Annotated in this window: 17 protein-coding genes; 13 read left to right on the top strand and 4 right to left on the bottom strand. The window is 35.8% G+C overall.

Annotated elements, in window-relative coordinates:
• Positions 1 to 24 precede the first annotated feature (24 nt).
• The 7 genes from IP358_RS00155 to IP358_RS00125 all read left to right on the top strand — a co-directional run bounded on the left by IP358_RS00155 (position 25) and on the right by IP358_RS00125 (position 7,691).
• On the top strand, positions 25 to 2,100 hold the full coding sequence (locus IP358_RS00155; protein WP_006802287.1) for an STT3 domain-containing protein: 2,076 nt from the start codon (positions 25 to 27) through the stop codon (positions 2,098 to 2,100).
• On the top strand, positions 2,076 to 3,917 hold the full coding sequence (gene asnB, locus IP358_RS00150; protein WP_006802288.1) for an asparagine synthase (glutamine-hydrolyzing): 1,842 nt from the start codon (positions 2,076 to 2,078) through the stop codon (positions 3,915 to 3,917). Before IP358_RS00155 ends, asnB begins: the two co-directional genes overlap by 25 nt.
• Positions 3,917 to 4,699 (top strand): HesA/MoeB/ThiF family protein, encoded by a 783-nt coding sequence (locus IP358_RS00145; RefSeq protein ID WP_006802289.1) that lies wholly within the window; start codon positions 3,917 to 3,919, stop codon positions 4,697 to 4,699. Before asnB ends, IP358_RS00145 begins: the two co-directional genes overlap by 1 nt.
• A gap of 35 nt (positions 4,700 to 4,734) precedes the next feature.
• The gene (locus tag IP358_RS00140; RefSeq protein WP_169302234.1) at positions 4,735 to 5,736 is read left to right on the top strand and encodes an SAM-dependent methyltransferase; all 1,002 of its coding nucleotides are present in this window, start codon (positions 4,735 to 4,737) and stop codon (positions 5,734 to 5,736) included.
• A gap of 64 nt (positions 5,737 to 5,800) precedes the next feature.
• Positions 5,801 to 6,349: a queuosine precursor transporter gene (locus IP358_RS00135; protein WP_006802291.1), complete on the top strand. Its 549-nt coding sequence runs from the start codon at positions 5,801 to 5,803 to the stop codon at positions 6,347 to 6,349.
• Positions 6,346 to 6,924, top strand: coding sequence for a D-glycero-alpha-D-manno-heptose-1,7-bisphosphate 7-phosphatase (locus IP358_RS00130; RefSeq protein WP_006802292.1), 579 nt, complete (start codon positions 6,346 to 6,348; stop codon positions 6,922 to 6,924). The genes IP358_RS00135 and IP358_RS00130 overlap by 4 nt, the downstream gene beginning before the upstream one ends.
• 68 nt (positions 6,925 to 6,992) lie before the next feature.
• The gene (locus IP358_RS00125; RefSeq protein ID WP_006802293.1) at positions 6,993 to 7,691 is read left to right on the top strand and encodes a lysozyme inhibitor LprI family protein; all 699 of its coding nucleotides are present in this window, start codon (positions 6,993 to 6,995) and stop codon (positions 7,689 to 7,691) included.
• A 122-nt stretch (positions 7,692 to 7,813) separates the two neighbouring features.
• On the opposite strand, the gene IP358_RS00120 is transcribed toward IP358_RS00125, so the two are convergent.
• Entirely contained in the window at positions 7,814 to 9,025 is a 1,212-nt protein-coding gene (locus IP358_RS00120) for an argininosuccinate synthase (protein ID WP_006802294.1), read from the bottom strand.
• A gap of 91 nt (positions 9,026 to 9,116) precedes the next feature.
• Here IP358_RS00120 and IP358_RS00115 point away from each other — a divergent pair, with 91 nt between their 5' ends.
• The 4 genes from IP358_RS00115 (at position 9,117) to IP358_RS00100 (ending at position 12,197) form a co-directional block, all read left to right on the top strand.
• The gene (locus tag IP358_RS00115) at positions 9,117 to 9,362 is read left to right on the top strand and encodes an RNA-binding S4 domain-containing protein (RefSeq protein ID WP_006802295.1); all 246 of its coding nucleotides are present in this window, start codon (positions 9,117 to 9,119) and stop codon (positions 9,360 to 9,362) included.
• A gap of 1 nt (position 9,363) precedes the next feature.
• Entirely contained in the window at positions 9,364 to 9,954 is a 591-nt protein-coding gene (locus IP358_RS00110) for a phosphorylase family protein (protein WP_040498322.1), read from the top strand.
• Positions 9,951 to 11,015, top strand: a complete 1,065-nt coding sequence (gene rlmN / locus IP358_RS00105) for a 23S rRNA (adenine(2503)-C(2))-methyltransferase RlmN (RefSeq protein ID WP_006802297.1) — start codon at positions 9,951 to 9,953, stop codon at positions 11,013 to 11,015. Before IP358_RS00110 ends, rlmN begins: the two co-directional genes overlap by 4 nt.
• Before the next feature lie 162 nt (positions 11,016 to 11,177).
• Positions 11,178 to 12,197, top strand: a complete 1,020-nt coding sequence (locus IP358_RS00100) for a DUF3298 and DUF4163 domain-containing protein (RefSeq protein ID WP_006802298.1) — start codon at positions 11,178 to 11,180, stop codon at positions 12,195 to 12,197.
• A gap of 20 nt (positions 12,198 to 12,217) precedes the next feature.
• Here the strand turns inward: IP358_RS00100 and IP358_RS00095 are convergent, their stop codons facing one another.
• The gene (locus IP358_RS00095; protein WP_006802299.1) at positions 12,218 to 13,312 is read right to left on the bottom strand and encodes a deoxyguanosinetriphosphate triphosphohydrolase; all 1,095 of its coding nucleotides are present in this window, start codon (positions 13,310 to 13,312) and stop codon (positions 12,218 to 12,220) included.
• Between the two features lie 88 nt (positions 13,313 to 13,400).
• On the opposite strand from IP358_RS00095, the gene IP358_RS00090 reads away from it, so the two are divergent.
• Entirely contained in the window at positions 13,401 to 14,159 is a 759-nt protein-coding gene (locus IP358_RS00090; RefSeq protein ID WP_006802300.1) for an MBL fold metallo-hydrolase, read from the top strand.
• On the opposite strand, the gene IP358_RS00085 is transcribed toward IP358_RS00090, so the two are convergent.
• Together IP358_RS00085 and IP358_RS00080 are read right to left on the bottom strand one after the other, a co-directional pair.
• On the bottom strand, positions 14,156 to 14,542 hold the full coding sequence (locus IP358_RS00085; protein ID WP_006802301.1) for a group III truncated hemoglobin: 387 nt from the start codon (positions 14,540 to 14,542) through the stop codon (positions 14,156 to 14,158). The two genes, IP358_RS00090 and IP358_RS00085, sit on opposite strands and share 4 nt — an antisense overlap.
• 9 nt (positions 14,543 to 14,551) lie before the next feature.
• Positions 14,552 to 14,986, bottom strand: coding sequence for a hypothetical protein (locus tag IP358_RS00080; protein ID WP_006802302.1), 435 nt, complete (start codon positions 14,984 to 14,986; stop codon positions 14,552 to 14,554).
• A gap of 118 nt (positions 14,987 to 15,104) precedes the next feature.
• Between IP358_RS00080 and IP358_RS00075 the strand changes: the two genes are divergently transcribed.
• On the top strand, positions 15,105 to 15,686 hold the full coding sequence (locus IP358_RS00075; RefSeq protein WP_040498323.1) for a Crp/Fnr family transcriptional regulator: 582 nt from the start codon (positions 15,105 to 15,107) through the stop codon (positions 15,684 to 15,686).
• The last annotated feature ends 1 nt before the right edge of the window (position 15,687 follow it).

Below are 15,687 nucleotides of genomic sequence, written 5' to 3'. Positions count from 1 at the left end.
GATTTTTAACGCAATTCTCACAATATGCTAAAATCTTATTCCAACTTTTACATTCTAAACAAATTCTCTATCCACTTCCTTTTTATCACTATTCTTTGTAGTATTCATTTTGGATTCCATTATTTAGACTTTAAACTTCTTTTAGACAATCCTAAAAACTTCATAAGCAATACTCTAATTCTCACCTCCTTTGACGCCTACCATTACGCAAAAGGCACAAGAGAGTTTTTAGAGATTTTAAATGCTCCAAGCGTTCAGAGAATTTTTCACGCACTCTCTACGCTTCCTTTTTTGTCCCTATTAGGTGGAATCCTTGCAAAATGCACTTCCTTGAGCTTCTCTCTAGGTTTTTCAAGCGTGATTTTTAGCGCGACACTTGCACCCACCCTTTACGCTCTAACTTATTTTAACCTTAATCTCTTGGCGCAAAAACGCTATTTTTCTAAAAACTCCCTAGCCTTTATCGCTTTCCTTGCTAGCCTAATTGCCTTGTTTTTGCCAAGCTTTTATCAGCGCGTTGGCGCGGGGTATTTTGATACAGATATGCTTTTATTAACGCTTCCTTTGTGCGCATTGCTTTTTTTGCTACGCTTTATACAAACTCAACGCTTTTTATCCCTTGTTTTATTCGTGCTTTTTGGCTTTCTTGCAATTAATTGGCACAATGGAATCCAAAATTTATTTTTGCTAGGATTTTTGCTATTTTTATGTGTGGAGATTCTTTGCGCATTGCGTTTGCACGTGATTTCTAAAACTCATTTAATGCTGGCTAGCGTTTTCTTTGTGATTTTAACGCCATCGCCTTTTTGCCTGCTAACACTCATTATTTTGCTTCTTGCCTTTAGACTCTACCCAAAAGGTATTTGGTTCTACTTTGGAATCGCTATTATTTATGCCACTACCTTTGGTTTGTTTAACCCATTAATTGCGCAAATTAACGCCTATATCTTTGGTTCAACTCAGCACGCAAGCAACCTTGTGTTTGCTTCTGTTGTTAATGCGATTTTAGAAACAAGCCCCACAACGCTATCTGTGCTAGTTGCGCGAAGTGGTGGAATTTTGATTTTCACACTTGGAATTTTAGGCTTTGGGATTTTGCTTTATAATGCTATTTTTATCTTTTTTAAAGCTTTAATTTCGCGCCAAAACCCTAATAAACCCTTGCTTTATCTTAGCCTTTTTTTGCTTCCTTTTTGTTTTTTGGGATTTTTCTCCCTTAAACTTGGCGTGCGTTTTAGCTTCTTTTTAGTGCCACTTATAGCACTTGGAGTTGCGCTATCTTTGCTCTTTTTTTATGCGAAATGCTACCGCTATTTACAACTTTGCATATTTACAAGCTCTATTATTCTGCCCTTATCGCTCATAACAATCACTTATTCTATCCCAAAACCTATTTTATCAGCACAAGAAATCCAAGCCTTTAAAGTTTTGGATTCCAAACTTAGCACAAATGACTTTATCTTTTCTTGGTGGGATTATGGTTATGCGTTACGTTATTTCACAAAAGCACAGGTTTTTTTAGACGGAGGACGGCACTCTGGGGCGGTTAATTACCCCATTGCCAAGATTTTGTTAAGTGATTCTAAAGAATTATTTTATAATTTTTCAATGCTACTTGCTCAATATCTGCAAAACACTGATCCTAAAGTGTGGAATCGTATTTTTTCTTTAATGCTAAAAAATGCAGATTCAAAAGAATTTTTAGATTCCTTAACGCAAGGTTATAAAAATATCTCTCTAGCGCATAATGCGCAAGTGTATTGGGTGCTACCCATGCGCGTTTTACCACTTCTTGCAAACATTAATCTTTTTGCAAATTTAAATCCAGAAAATGGCAAATCTTTAAAAAATACTAGTGTTTTTGTCTTTTTTGATAACACAAAGTTAAATTTTAATACGACAATTAACGGCACAAATACACTCTTAACACAAATTAATTTAGGGCAAAATTCGCTATTATTAAGCGTTGATTATCTAAAGAGTAATATTATTTCTTTAATGATTTTCCAAAAACTTCCCCAAAATGTATGCGCTAGCGGAGATAGCGTGCGCATCTATCACTTAAAGGACTCTAAATGTGCGGAATCGCTGGTTCAATAAATGGACAAAAACTTCCCAATGAACGCATTTACCCATTAATGCGCCATAGAGGACCAGACTCCAAAGGAGCATTTTATGATTCCACAAAATGGGGCTTGTTGCAATTTTTTCACGCGCGCTTAAGCATCCAAGATTTAAGCCCCTTAGCTCACCAGCCTATGCAATATGGCAACCTATGTCTAGTGTTTAATGGAGAAATTTATAATCACTTAGATTTTAGAAAAACCCTTGATTTTCCTTTTAAAACACATAGTGATACAGAAACGATTTTGGCACTTTTTGCAAAGTATGGTGAAGCATTTTTGCAAGATTTAAACGCCTTTGATGGAATGTTTGCATTTGCTCTTTATGACAAAACCGCACAAAAAGTCTATTTTGCGCGCGATAGAATGGGGAAAAAGCCCTTGTTTTTCTATCAAGATTCCAAACAATTTGCCTTTGTGAGCGAACTTAACACGCTCCAAGCTCTAGTTGAAAGCCCCTTAGAAATCAACTTTGAATCATTAAATTTTTATCTTAAAAGCGGCTTTTTCTACCATGATGGCACACCTTATAAAAACACTTTTTCACTTCCAAATGCAAACTATGGAATCCTAGATTTAAACACGCATTCCTTAGAAATTAAGCCCTATTTTGACTTAGAAGCTTGCTACAAAGCCCCAAAAATCACAGACGAATTAGAAGCCTTGCAAACCTGTGAAGCCTTACTTAAGCAAAGCATTAAAAATCGCATAGAATCTTCTGATTTAGAAGTTGGCGCATTTTTAAGCGGTGGGATTGATAGCTCACTAATTGTCGCATTAAGCTCACAAATTACACCAAAGCTCCGCACTTTCACAGTGAGTTTTGAAAACTCTAGCTTTGATGAGTCCAACCTTGCAGAAGCAACTGCAAAACGCTACAATACTGCACATACAACGCTAAAAATCAGCACAAATTTAAAAGATGATGCTCCAAAGATTTTACAAAACTATGGTCGTCCCTTTTTTGATAGCTCCGCAATCCCTAGCTATTATGTGGCAAAGGCAGCAAAAGAGCATTTAAGCGTGATTTTAAATGGCGATGGCGCAGATGAACTCTTTGGCGGTTATCGTCGCTATGTTGGACATTTGCTAGTTAATAAGATTCTCCCTTTTGGTGCGCTTGCAAACTTGCTCCCAAACCCTAACAATAAACAATCTTTGTATAACTATTTTTACCGCCTTTTACAAATGGCAAACGCATATAAAAGGGATTTAACAGAATATTATTTGCGTGCAACAACGGATATTTTTGTAGGATTTTATAATTTTGCCACCCTTTCTAGTTTTAAAGAAAATGTGGAATCCATTTTTAAAAGTAACTTATCCCCATTATCCAAAATGCTACTTTTAGACGCAAAACATTTATTGCTTTGCGATTTGCTTCCTAAAATGGATATTGCGACAATGGCTCATTCCCTAGAAGGGCGCTCTCCATTTCTCTCTAAAGCTCTTGTAGAGTTTGCTCCGCGCTTAGATGACAGATTAAAAGTGCAAGGAAAAACTACCAAATATCTCTTAAGAAAACTTGCGGAAAAGCACCTTAATAAAGCAGTCTGCAATGCGCCAAAGCGTGGCTTTGAAGTGCCTTTAGCTATGTGGATTGATGGGGAGTTGCAAGCGCTTATTTTTGACACACTCGCACACACTAAAATCGCGCAAGAGTTTTTAGAAAAAAATATAATAGATTCTCTTTGTTTTAAACCTCATCTTTATCCAAAAGAAAAGCGCGCAAAAATGCTTTGGAGCTTATTTGCGCTTGAAGTTTGGTATGAAAAATACAAAAAAGGATTATAATGGAATTTACACAAGAGGAATTAGAACGCTATAAACGCAATATTTTACTTGCTGGAATTGGGCAAGAAGGACAGCTTAAACTCAAGAATGCGCGCGTCTTTGTAGCTGGAGCTGGCGGACTTGGCTCACCGATTTTATACTATCTTGCAGCAGCAGGCGTGGGAAATTTAGGAATTTGTGATGGAGATGTGCTAGATACTAGTAATTTACAAAGACAAATTTTACACAACACACAAGACTTAAACAAAAATAAAGCCGATTCCGCCTTTGAAAAATTGCGATTACTCAATCCAAGCTTAAATTTAGAAGTTTTTAGAGAATACCTAACACCACAAAATATCTTAACATATATCAATAATTACGATATTATAGTGGAAGCCACTGATGTGTTTAATGCAAAGTTTTTAATCAACGATGCGTGCGTGCTAGCAAATAAAATCTTAGTGCGCGGAAGTGCGCTTGCCTTTAGCGGACAGGCAATGAGTGTGAAGCCAAAAGAGAGTGCGTGCTATGCTTGTCTGTTTAACGAACCCCCAAAAAGCGAAATGCCAACAAGTGCAAGCGTTGGGATTCTAGGCGCAACTGCTGGATTATTTGGCTGTATTGAGGCAAGCGAAGTGATAAAAATCATCACAGGCGTTGGCGAACCTCTATTTAACAAGCTTTTAACTTGCGATGTGCGCTCACTAGAGTTTAGAACCATCACCATTAAACGCAATCCAAATTGTCGCGTTTGTGGAGAGAATGGAATCGTAAAATTAGATGAAAAACTCTATCAATAATGCTAGATTCCAATAAATTAACCTTTGGTAATTTTATGCAAGAATGGCTCTATGGCAATGGGGCTATTTTTGGTAAAAAAGGCTACTATCAACAAGTGCGCGTTGGCAAGGATTTAGACTTTTATACAAGCGTTAGCACAGGAAAGTTTTTTGGCTATACTTTAGGCTTTTATTTGCACTCTATCCTAAAATCTCTAAAGGGCAAAATTGCGCTTGTAGAAATTGGTAGTGAAAAAGGGGATTTAATCGCAGATATTGCAGAGTTTTTTAATGCTTTTAATCCCAAACAAACACTAGATTTTGCCACGCTTGAACCGCTAGTTTCCTTGCAAAACTTGCAACAAGACACCTTTAAAAGGCGGAATCCTAATTTAGCATTTCATACTTTTTGTGATTTTAAAACACTAAAAGACGCACAATATGACTGCATTCTTTTTGTTAGCAATGAGCTTTTAGACGCCTTTGCTTGCGAGTTAGTTTGGAATGACAAAATGGCTTTTGTTGATAAAGACAGCCTAAAGCTTACCTTTGAGCCAGCCAGCAAAGAAGCGCTTGAGATTGCAAGGGCGTTTCATATTACAAAGGGTGAGATCCCTTTACACTCCTTTAGTTTTGTGGAATCCTTGGCAAATTCCGCACCTAAATGGCTTTTTTTAAGCTTTGATTATGGCAGTTTAGAGCCACGTAACACCTTTTCCTTACGCTTTTATCAAAACCACACAACAGAAAATCTTTTTTTGGATTCCACAACACAAAACTACAACCAAGAAATTTTAAAAAACTTCGCGCTTATGGATATAACCTATGATGTTAATTTTACACTTTGGGAGCAAGCTTTTTTGCGCTTTGGCAAAACTTTATTTATCCATCGTCAAAATCGAGCGTTAGTGGAAATGGGGCTAGATAAAATGTGTGCGTGGTATATTGAAAAATTTGGCTTAGAAACCTATATGTACCAAAGCGGCAAGATCCGATCGCTTATCTCTCCGGGATCCTTTGGAGAGCGATTTTTTGGCGTAGCATTTACAAACTTTTAAAGACTTATGGAATCTTAAAGCCCAAAACCATACAATACGCAACGAATTTCCAAAAAGGATTCCAATGTCAAATGCTGTAATGATTTTCTCTGTGGCTGTTTTTACCGCACTTATTGTTGCATCAAACTACCTTGTGCAATTTCCTTTAAATGACTTTTTCACTTATGGAGCGCTTACCTATCCTTTCACCTTTCTTTTAGCCGACATTCTAGCAGAACGCTACACCAAGCAAGAAGTGCTAAAGGTCGTGCGATTTGGAATCCTTTTTGCCTTTATCCCTTCAATGTTTTTAGCAGAGTTTAGAATCGCTATTGCAAGCGTGAGCGCGTTTTTCATCTCTCAACAAGCCGATGTTTATGCGTTTTACTGGATTAAATCTAAGCTTCCTAAAATTTGGTGGCTAAGAAGTGCTGGAAGCACAGCATTTTCGCAGTTTATTGACACGATGATCTTCTTTCACATTGCGTTTTTGTTTGTAATGCCTTGGCAAAATGTACTAATGCTAATGCTTGGAGACTACCTAATGAAGTTTATTTTCGCTTTTGCAAACACTCCGCTTTTTTATCTTTTTGGCATTAAAATGCAAAAACTTTTTGGGGTATTTGCGCGATGAGTTTGGAACCTAAAAAGCGCAAAGTTGTGTTTTTTGACCGCGATGATGTGATAAATCTTGAAGATGCGCCTTATGGATATAAGATTGATACCTTTTATTTTGCGCCCTTTTTTATGGAGCTGTTTTTAGAGCTTAAAAAGCAAGATGCTTTGTGCTTTGTGGTTACCAATCAATCGGGCATTAATCGTGGAATTTTTACACAAAAAGACTTTGAAATTCTTACTTCTTTTATGCAAAGCTGTATTAAATCTTGCCTTATGATTCCTTTGCGTGAAAGTGGTTTTATACCTAAAAACATAGGCTTTGATGGTGTGTATTTCTGCCCACACACCAAAGAAGAGCATTGTGCTTGTCGCAAGCCTAATGCTAAAATGCTAGAACAAGCCTTAAAAGACTTCAATCTAAACCTTGAAAATTACAATTCCTATATTTTAGGTGATAAAGATACAGATATGCAAGCAGGACTTAAAGTGGGCGTAAAAACACGCATTCTAGTCGGGGGCAATGAAGCACCAAACGCAACACATAGGGCGAAAGATTTGAAAGAAGCAACACAAATTATACTAAATATTTGACACAAAAGGCATTTTACAGGAATCTTGCATAATATCTCAATTAACAAAATTAACAAAGACGGTGATTTATGAGTGTTTTTATAAAATTATTTAAGGCTTACACAAGGGCTAAGATTCTAGTGCCTTTGGCGTTTATGGCGTTTGCAAATACGACTTTTGCTAATGAGAGTTTGCAAAAGTTGTTTAAGGAATATAATGTAAGCAAAGACAAGCAAGAGTATATCAACAAGCAATGCGATATGGCTAATTTTGATTTCAATCCTAAAAACAAGCAAGAGCAAACCTATCTCTTTGAAACAACGCAAATTAATTGTGAAATGCGAACCTTAAGCGAAGTGCTAGGCTCAACACAAGGCATTTTAGCTTCACTTAATTATGGCTATAATGAGTATGACAAGCTTTTAAACAAATACTACAAACTCTACCGCACTGAACTCAAAAAGAAAGGCAAAACCACACCGACAGGGGCTTTCTCCCACGAGCCCAATATTCAAAGTGGAAAAAAAGAGCAAGACACACTGCTAGAAGAGCAAAGAGCGTGGCTTAAACTCCGCGATAGCTATGAGGCATACACAAAGACACACCACGCACATATCTATGATATAAATGGCGGTGGCACGATATATAGCATTGATGCGAGTAATGCAAGGCTAGGATTCTTAAAAATGCGTGTGAATGAACTATTTTCACGCTATTTGATGATGATAACAGATGGTAGCGTAGAGTTTGAATATCTCTTTGGGTGCAAGTTAGATGGAGATATATAGGCTTGATTTAGGGCAGTATCTAGGCAGATGTGCTACAATGCACAAATGGCATTCTTAGAATTTCTCCACAAAAACTCTAAAGAATCGCCATATTTCTCTTTTGCATACTCACTAAGCTTGCATTATTTGCGTGTTTTTCCAGCAATTATAAATCTTAGAGCATTAAGTTTGATAAAACCGCCAGCGTCTTTTTGGTTATACACAGAATCTTCTTCAAAAGTGCTATAAGCTGCATTAAAGAGTGAGTTTTTAGACTCTCTGCCTAAAATAGTAACATTACCTTTATAAAGCTCCAAACGCACGATTCCCTCAACTTTTTCTTGTGTTTTATCAATCAATGCTTGCAAGGCTTCTCTCTCTGGACTAAACCAATATCCATTGTAAATTAAACTTGCGTATTTTGGCATAATCTCATCTTTTAAATGCGCTTCCTCTCTATCAAGGCATAGCGATTCTATGGCGCGGTGTGCCTTTAAATAAATTGTCCCTCCCGGAGTTTCATAACAACCGCGTGATTTCATTCCCACATAACGATTTTCTACCAAGTCTAAACGCCCTATTCCATTTTCTCCTGCAAGCTTGTTAAGTTTCTCCCAAAAGCTTGCAGGACTTAGTTTCTCTCCATTAATTGCGATTCCATCTCCGTTTTTAAACTCTATTGTAAGAATTGTTGGAGTATCTGGAGCATTTTTGGGCGAAACGCTCCAACGCCACATATCCTCTTCAGGCGCAACGCTAGGATCTTCTAAAATCTGTCCTTCATAGCTAATGTGCAAAAGATTTGCATCCATTGAATAGGGCGATTTGTTTGCCTTTTTTTCAATAGGAATTCCAGCGTTTTCAGCATATGCAAGCAACTTTTCACGGCTATTTAAATCCCACTCTCTCCAAGGGGCAATCACTTTAATATCAGGGTTTAATGCGTATGCACCAATTTCAAAGCGCACTTGATCATTTCCTTTGCCTGTTGCTCCGTGCGAAATCGCATCAGCCCCAACTTGTTTAGCAATCTCCACTAAACGCTTTGCGATAAGTGGGCGCGCAATGCTTGTTCCAAGCAAATACTCCCCCTCATAAATTGTATTTGCTCTAAACATAGGGAATACAAAATCGCGGATAAATTCCTCTCTTAAATCCTCAATAAAGATATTTTCAGGCTTGATTCCAAGTTTTTGCGCCTTTGCTCTTGCAGGCTCTACTTCCTCACCTTGCCCAATATCAGCTGTAAATGTTACCACCTCACAACCATAGGTATCACCAAGCCACTTTAAAATCACGCTTGTGTCTAATCCGCCACTATATGCTAGAACCACTTTTTTGAAGTTTTTTTGCATTTTAAATCTCCTGTGTAAATGTCAATCGCATTATACCCTTAGACAAATTAATATTATTTTAGCTAGAATTCCACAAATAATAAGGATAACAATGCGAGTGGATAAGTTTTTAAATGCGGTAAATATTGTAAAAAGGCGTGCAATCGCCCAAGATATGATTGAAAATGGTGTTGTCAAAATTGCAGGCATAAGCGTAAAAGCAAGTCGTGATGTGAAAGTGGGCGATGTGATAGAAATTGCCTTTTTAGAAAAATCAAAATTCTATCAAGTCTTACAAATCCCAGAGCAAAAAACCATTAAGAAAAACGAATCGCATTTATATTACAAGGAAGTGTAAGTTGATTTATTGCGCAGGAAAAATAGAAAACTTTGCTTTTGCAAAAAGTATAGGCGTGGGATTGATAGACTCCGCTATCCACCTTACACGCTCAATCCTATACGATAAGCCCAATGAAATCGTATTTGTTGGCACTTGCGGGAATTATTCTAGCGTACAACCTTTATTAGAAGTCTTTGAAACAGCAAGTGCTTGCAATATTGAACTCTCGTTTTTACAAGGGCAATCCTACACACCTTTGGATAATTTTTTAACAAATGTTTCACGTGAAACGATGGCAAAAGATTCTAATCCGCTCACGCAAAATTTAACTAAAACACAAAAAATCATTAACTCTAGCAACTACATTAGTACCGATTCTAAGCTTGCAGAAAAAATGGTAAAACTTGGGATCCTATATGAAAATATGGAGTTTTTTAGCGTATTGCAAGTAGCACAAACCTTTGAACTACCAGCAATTGGAATCTTTTGTAGCACGAATTATATCCACAAAGACGCACAAAAAGAATTTTTTGCCAACCACAAAACGGCAATGCAAAAGTTAGAATCCTATATCAAAGATAAATTAGATTCCACACTAGGCAAGCAATGAAAGACAATATTTTTAGCTACTCTCTTAATGCGCTAGGCTTAAAACTTGAAAGTGCAGGATTCCAAAAATTCCGTGCAAAGCAAATTTACCACTGGCTTTATATCCGTTATGTAGAAGATTTTGAAGCAATGGATAATCTCCCAAAAGAGTTAAAAACCTATTTGAAAGAAACTTTCACCACCACAAGTGCGCAAATTTGCAAGCAAGAAAAAAGCCTTGATGGAAGCGTGAAATATCTCTTCCAAGCGCAAGATAATCTAACCTATGAAGCGGTGTTTTTAAAAATGAAAGAAGATAAATTTACCCTATGTCTATCTTCCCAAGTGGGTTGCAAAGTGGGCTGTAGTTTTTGTTTAACCGCTAAGGGCGGATTTGTGAGAAATCTTAGCACGGGAGAAATTGTGTATCAAGTTTTAGCAATTAAAAAAGCGCAAAACATTCCGCACAACAAAGCAATAAATATCGTATATATGGGAATGGGAGAGCCATTAGACAATTTAGACAATGTTACAAATACGATTAAAATCCTAGCCGAGCTTGATGGGTTAAGTATTTCTACACGCCGCCAAACTATTTCCACAAGTGGAATCGCGCCAAAGATTAAAAAACTAGGCACACTAAATCTTGGCGTGCAACTTGCAATTTCTTTGCACGCTGTTGATGATAAACTAAGAAGCGAGCTAATGCCTATTAATAAGGCTTACAATATCCAAGCCGTGATTGATGAAGTAGTGCAATTCCCTATTGATAGTCGCAAAAGAGTGATGTTTGAATATCTTGTGATTGATGGCTTAAATGATGGATTAGATAGTGCAAAAAAACTTGTAGCTTTACTTAATAAACTGAAAGCCAAAGTAAATTTGATTTATTTTAATCCCCACGAAGGCAGCATTTACAAGAGACCAAGCGCAGAAAAAGTAGAAGCCTTTAGGGAATTTTTACTCAAAAAAGGGCTTTTATGCACCATTAGAGAATCTAAAGGATTAGACATTAGCGCAGCTTGCGGACAACTAAGAGAGCGTGAAATCACAGAGCAAACAAGCACGCAAAAGGAAGAATAATGGGCGTATTAGATAGTATTTTGGTGGTGTTTTTAGCATTTGTGTTTGTTATAGGAATGGGTGCATTTTTATATTATGCATATAAAAAATAAGCTTTTGCTGCCATTGCTTCTAAAATCATAGTAAAATTCCCTATCTCTTTTTAAAGAAAGGAACAAAAAAATGGCAGAAAAAACTTTTTTGAAAAAAATTATAACAACCACATTAGTATTAGGCATTTGCTCTTATGCAAAACCTATTGATTTTACCTACGATACATACAAAATAGAAAATGAAAAGCAAAAATTATTTGTATCAAAAAATAACAAAGGTATTTTATATGCAGGTTCATTTGATTTTGGGAGATGCGAAAACAAAAAAGATGGAATTATACAGCCATTAAAAAATGGTGAACTAAAATGTAAAAACATATCCTTAAAAGTTAGAAATGCAGAAATTATTGGAATCCTAAAGAATGGTAAATTTCAGCATTTAAATTTGAAACTTGAACAATCTTTCAAGACACAAGAACAAGTCGCAAACTTTACTTATACGGGAAAATCCAATAATAGCGCAACCATTACAACAAAATTTCAATGCTCTAAAGATCCAACCATACAAAAGATATTAGAAAAAATGTATGGTATAAAATTTAATTGCAAAAATGGAATTTCAGAGATTAACAAAATAGCAAAAAAATCATTACTAAAAGATACAGAATCTATTGATACAATTCTCTCTTCTAGTGCTTTTGAAGAACAAAGTGGCGATTTTTTATATTATTTTGATGAGGAATTTTTAAGTTTTGATACTTACAATTACATATACACAGGTGGAGCACATGGTAATCACACAAGAAGTGGAATTACAATATCAAAAAATGGGGATATCATTCCATTAGCTGATATTCTAACGCCAAGCAACAAACCGCTCAAAGATTTTTTATGGAAAGAATATCAAAAATTTGCAAAAGAAATGCGTAGCGAACCACTAATAAAATATGAAGAATTCAATATCTCCAACTCTATTTTATTGGATTATGGGGAAGTTTTATTTCTTTATCAGCCCTATGAACTTATGCCTTATTCTTATGGAGTGATTACACTTAAGATTCCATTTGAAGCCTTTTTAGAATTTACAAAAACCAAAAACTCTCCATTAGAACTTATTAAAAAACAAATTCCAAAAAACAAGTTAAATTAAGGGGATTAATTGCAATTCCCTTAAAAACCAAGCTCTTTATACAAAGAAACCGCATATCTATCTGTCATAGATGCAATATAATCCGCACACACACGATGTGTTTTTTCTCCCCTAACAATGCGCTCTTGCAAATCTTTTGGCAACAAGGCAATTTCATCATTAAAACATTCATAAAGTTTTCGTACACAGCGTTTTCCCATAAACATTTTTCTAGCGATTTCTTCGTGGCGATAGAGCGATTTAAACAAAATCTTTTTTAGAATTTTAATCTCTTTATCCATTTCTCTTGTGCGAATAATTGGCAAAGGCATTTTTGCATCATATTGAAAGCATTGTGGAGTCTCTTGGTGAAATTTTGCATTATTTTCTACAATATCATAAACAAGCAAAGTAATTAATCGTGAAGTAAAGCGATGCCTAAAAATGGAATCCTTTTTTTCAATTTTTTCTTTCCTTTCTACATACTCTCTTGCTCTATTTACAAGCGCACTATCTCTTAGGGAATCAAAAGTAATTAATCTGTATTTAATTCCATCATCAATATCGTGACTAAGATAGGCAATTTCATCAGATAAATCTACAAGAATCGCCTCTAGGCTTGGGTGAAACTCTAGCTTGAAAGTCTCCTTAAGATTTGCGTTTAAAAAGGGTTTTTCATAAGGATAAGAATGCTTTAAAATCCCTTCTAGTGTGGCAAAAGTAAGGTTTAATCCATCAAAATCCTTGTAGCGCTTTTCTAATTTTGTTACCACACGAAAAGATTGAAAATTATGCTCAAATCCATTGCTATATCCATATTTACGCATAATTTTATCCAATTCATCTCCTCCTGCGTGCCCAAATGGGGTATGCCCTAAATCGTGCGCTAAGGCTATTGCCTCTGCTAGCTCCGCATTCAATCCCAAATGCGCCGCTAAAGTGCGTGCAATCTGACTTACTTCCAAAGAATGCGTTAAGCGCGTGCGAAAATAATCTCCACTATGATTTAAAAATACCTGCGTTTTATATTCCAAACGCCTAAAATATGAACTATGGATAATTCTATCTCTATCCCTGCTAAAGGGATTTCTAAAATCTGGTTCTGTCGGATAAAAGCGTTGTGCAACAAACTCCATTTTTTACCTTTTGTATTGTTTTAGCAATTTTGCGTTAAGATTTGCAAAGATTTTACCACAATTATTTATGCTTTAAAAAAGGATTTTTATGCAAGTTTTTGAAAACGATTTTTTTTATGTTCTCTGTAAGCCATTTGGGGAATACCAAACAAATTGTTATCTAGCCTTTAGCAAAACAAAAAAAGAAGCCTTAATCATTGATCCGGGTATTGGCGCAAGCTCTTGGGTGATTGACGCACTTGAAAGCACAAAGACTGCTCCTCTTGCAATTTTAAACACACACGGGCATTTTGATCATGTATGGAGCAATGCAGAATTATTAAAGCATTTTAAAGATATTCCTTTGCTTTGCCCCTATGAAGATGCTTTTATGCTGGCACAAGATTGTTTTAGCACAGGGCTACCAAACTCTATTCCCACACTTTTAATTGGCGCAAAAGAAAAGGACACAATCTGTGAAAAAACTTCCAATACAGACAATTTAGGGCGTAAAAACACCTTTACCCATGGAGATTTTAATATTACTTTTGTTTGCTATCCAGGGCATACGCCCGGTTGTAGCATTGTTATTCTCTCCCATAAAGATTGCAAAAATCACTCCACGCAGACCAACACTGATTTACAATCACTTTCTAATGGGAACAAAGTAATGTTTAGCGGGGATTTTATTTTTAACCGCTCCATTGGCAGAAGCGACTTCCCCTATTCATCACACACAGCAATGAAAGCAAGTTTAGAGAAGTTTTTAACCTTGCAAGAAAATATGCTTGTCTTACCCGGACACGGAAGTGCTACGAGCGTTTTACAAGAACAAAACAATATTCCATTTTGGCTTCCACGCCTTTAGTGCTTACTTTCATAAAGCATAAATTTAAAGCGTTGCGCTATCATTTGCGCACGCCCTAAAATTTGTTCTGCAATAGTATCATTAAAAATCTCTCTTAAGCTCTCATCAAACAATTCTAGCCATATTTCAAAATACTCTCTAGGAAATGGCGGCAAATCCAAATGCGTCTTTAAAGGCGCTCCAGAATAATTACCTTCCCCAAGCAACATTCCTTGCCAAAAATTAGAAATCTTACGCTTATGTATCTCCCACGCTTCATCACTTCTACCAATAGCATTATTAAAAATCTCTCCCACACCATTCTTATTGTTGCGAATCTTTGCATAAAAAATATCCATTAAAATATCAATAGCTTCTTTGCAAATCACATCAAATCTTTGCATTCTATCTCCTTAATAAAAAGCTAATTTTGCCAATAAAATAATAAAAACCCCAAGCACAAGTGCCACAGGATGTATAATCTTCTTTAAAGGATTTGGCTTTTTTAGCAAATAAAAATAAGTCAAAGATATAACAATCATTCCGCCGATTATAAATGCTAAGATTGTTTTAATCACTAAAAATTGTTGTAATTGTGTATTAAAAAATCCAACTTCAAAATTAATATATTGAGAAAGCATTACCCCACCACTTAAAAGTAAAAGCAAAAAACACAAGGGCATAAACTTACTTCTCGCCCCAATAACACTTGAAACTTTATTGGCAATTTCATCACCTAACTTCTTGCGTATCAAACTCAAAAAAACTACATCGCAGAAAATATAACCTAAAAAAATAATCGCACACATTAAATGCACAATCAAAAAATAAGGATAAAGAGATTCCATCTACAACCTTTGCATAAAATCCTGAAATATTATCTAAACCTAAATGCTTAAAAGTTGATAATAGTTAAGTTTTTAGATAAAATAGATCCAAATGAAGCAATCACATAAAAGGAACAATATGGAAGAACATTTTAAACTACTTTACAACATAGGCTACAAGAGATTTTTCAATAAAGATGAGATTTTATTTTTTGAAGGGGAAAATCCAAAAAAGCTTTTTATTCTTTTAAATGGAAAAGTTAGAATCTACAAGTCCATACAACCCATTAAAGATATAGCGCCCAGAGAAAAAACACTACATTATATTACTTCTCCAAGCTTCCTAGCAGAAATGCCAAGTCTCTTAAAGCAGCCTTTTCCTGCAAGTGCAATTTGCACCGAAGATTGCGAAGTTTTAGAAATCAGTCTTGAAGCTTTTCAAAAACAATGCACAGAAAATCCACATTTCTGCCAACAACTTATTGCTTCACTCTGTCAAAAAATCAGAATCCTAGAAACACTAATTATGGAATCCCATTTAAGCCTAAAAGATAAATTAATGTCCTTTTTACAAGAAAACACACAAAATCTAAATACACTCACACAACGCGAAATTGCAAAACACCTAAACACAAGTCCAGAATCTCTTTCGCGTACAATTAGAGAGCTAAAAACACAAGGTAGAATTGAAACAAAAAAAGGAAAGATTATTCTAAAATAGT

Source organism: Helicobacter winghamensis ATCC BAA-430, assembly GCF_028751035.1.
Lineage (GTDB): Bacteria > Campylobacterota > Campylobacteria > Campylobacterales > Helicobacteraceae > Helicobacter_D > Helicobacter_D winghamensis.
This window is presented reverse-complemented; position numbering and strand designations above follow the sequence as displayed.

What these genes read in the sequence shown, in the direction of transcription:
- IP358_RS00080 (WP_006802302.1), bottom strand. Translation starts at nt 14,986, where the DNA reads ATGGAATCTCTTTATCCTTATTTTTTGATTGTGCATTTAATGTGTGCG.
- IP358_RS00155 (WP_006802287.1), top strand. Translation starts at nt 25, where the DNA reads ATGCTAAAATCTTATTCCAACTTTTACATTCTAAACAAATTCTCTATC.
- IP358_RS00085 (WP_006802301.1), bottom strand. Translation starts at nt 14,542, where the DNA reads ATGCAAAGATTTGATGTGATTTGCAAAGAAGCTATTGATATTTTAATG.
- IP358_RS00125 (WP_006802293.1), top strand. Translation starts at nt 6,993, where the DNA reads ATGAGTGTTTTTATAAAATTATTTAAGGCTTACACAAGGGCTAAGATT.
- IP358_RS00100 (WP_006802298.1), top strand. Translation starts at nt 11,178, where the DNA reads ATGGCAGAAAAAACTTTTTTGAAAAAAATTATAACAACCACATTAGTA.
- IP358_RS00135 (WP_006802291.1), top strand. Translation starts at nt 5,801, where the DNA reads ATGTCAAATGCTGTAATGATTTTCTCTGTGGCTGTTTTTACCGCACTT.
- IP358_RS00140 (WP_169302234.1), top strand. Translation starts at nt 4,735, where the DNA reads ATGCAAGAATGGCTCTATGGCAATGGGGCTATTTTTGGTAAAAAAGGC.
- IP358_RS00090 (WP_006802300.1), top strand. Translation starts at nt 13,401, where the DNA reads ATGCAAGTTTTTGAAAACGATTTTTTTTATGTTCTCTGTAAGCCATTT.
- IP358_RS00095 (WP_006802299.1), bottom strand. Translation starts at nt 13,312, where the DNA reads ATGGAGTTTGTTGCACAACGCTTTTATCCGACAGAACCAGATTTTAGA.
- IP358_RS00120 (WP_006802294.1), bottom strand. Translation starts at nt 9,025, where the DNA reads ATGCAAAAAAACTTCAAAAAAGTGGTTCTAGCATATAGTGGCGGATTA.
- IP358_RS00145 (WP_006802289.1), top strand. Translation starts at nt 3,917, where the DNA reads ATGGAATTTACACAAGAGGAATTAGAACGCTATAAACGCAATATTTTA.
- IP358_RS00075 (WP_040498323.1), top strand. Translation starts at nt 15,105, where the DNA reads ATGGAAGAACATTTTAAACTACTTTACAACATAGGCTACAAGAGATTT.
- IP358_RS00115 (WP_006802295.1), top strand. Translation starts at nt 9,117, where the DNA reads ATGCGAGTGGATAAGTTTTTAAATGCGGTAAATATTGTAAAAAGGCGT.
- asnB (WP_006802288.1), top strand. Translation starts at nt 2,076, where the DNA reads ATGTGCGGAATCGCTGGTTCAATAAATGGACAAAAACTTCCCAATGAA.
- IP358_RS00130 (WP_006802292.1), top strand. Translation starts at nt 6,346, where the DNA reads ATGAGTTTGGAACCTAAAAAGCGCAAAGTTGTGTTTTTTGACCGCGAT.
- rlmN (WP_006802297.1), top strand. Translation starts at nt 9,951, where the DNA reads ATGAAAGACAATATTTTTAGCTACTCTCTTAATGCGCTAGGCTTAAAA.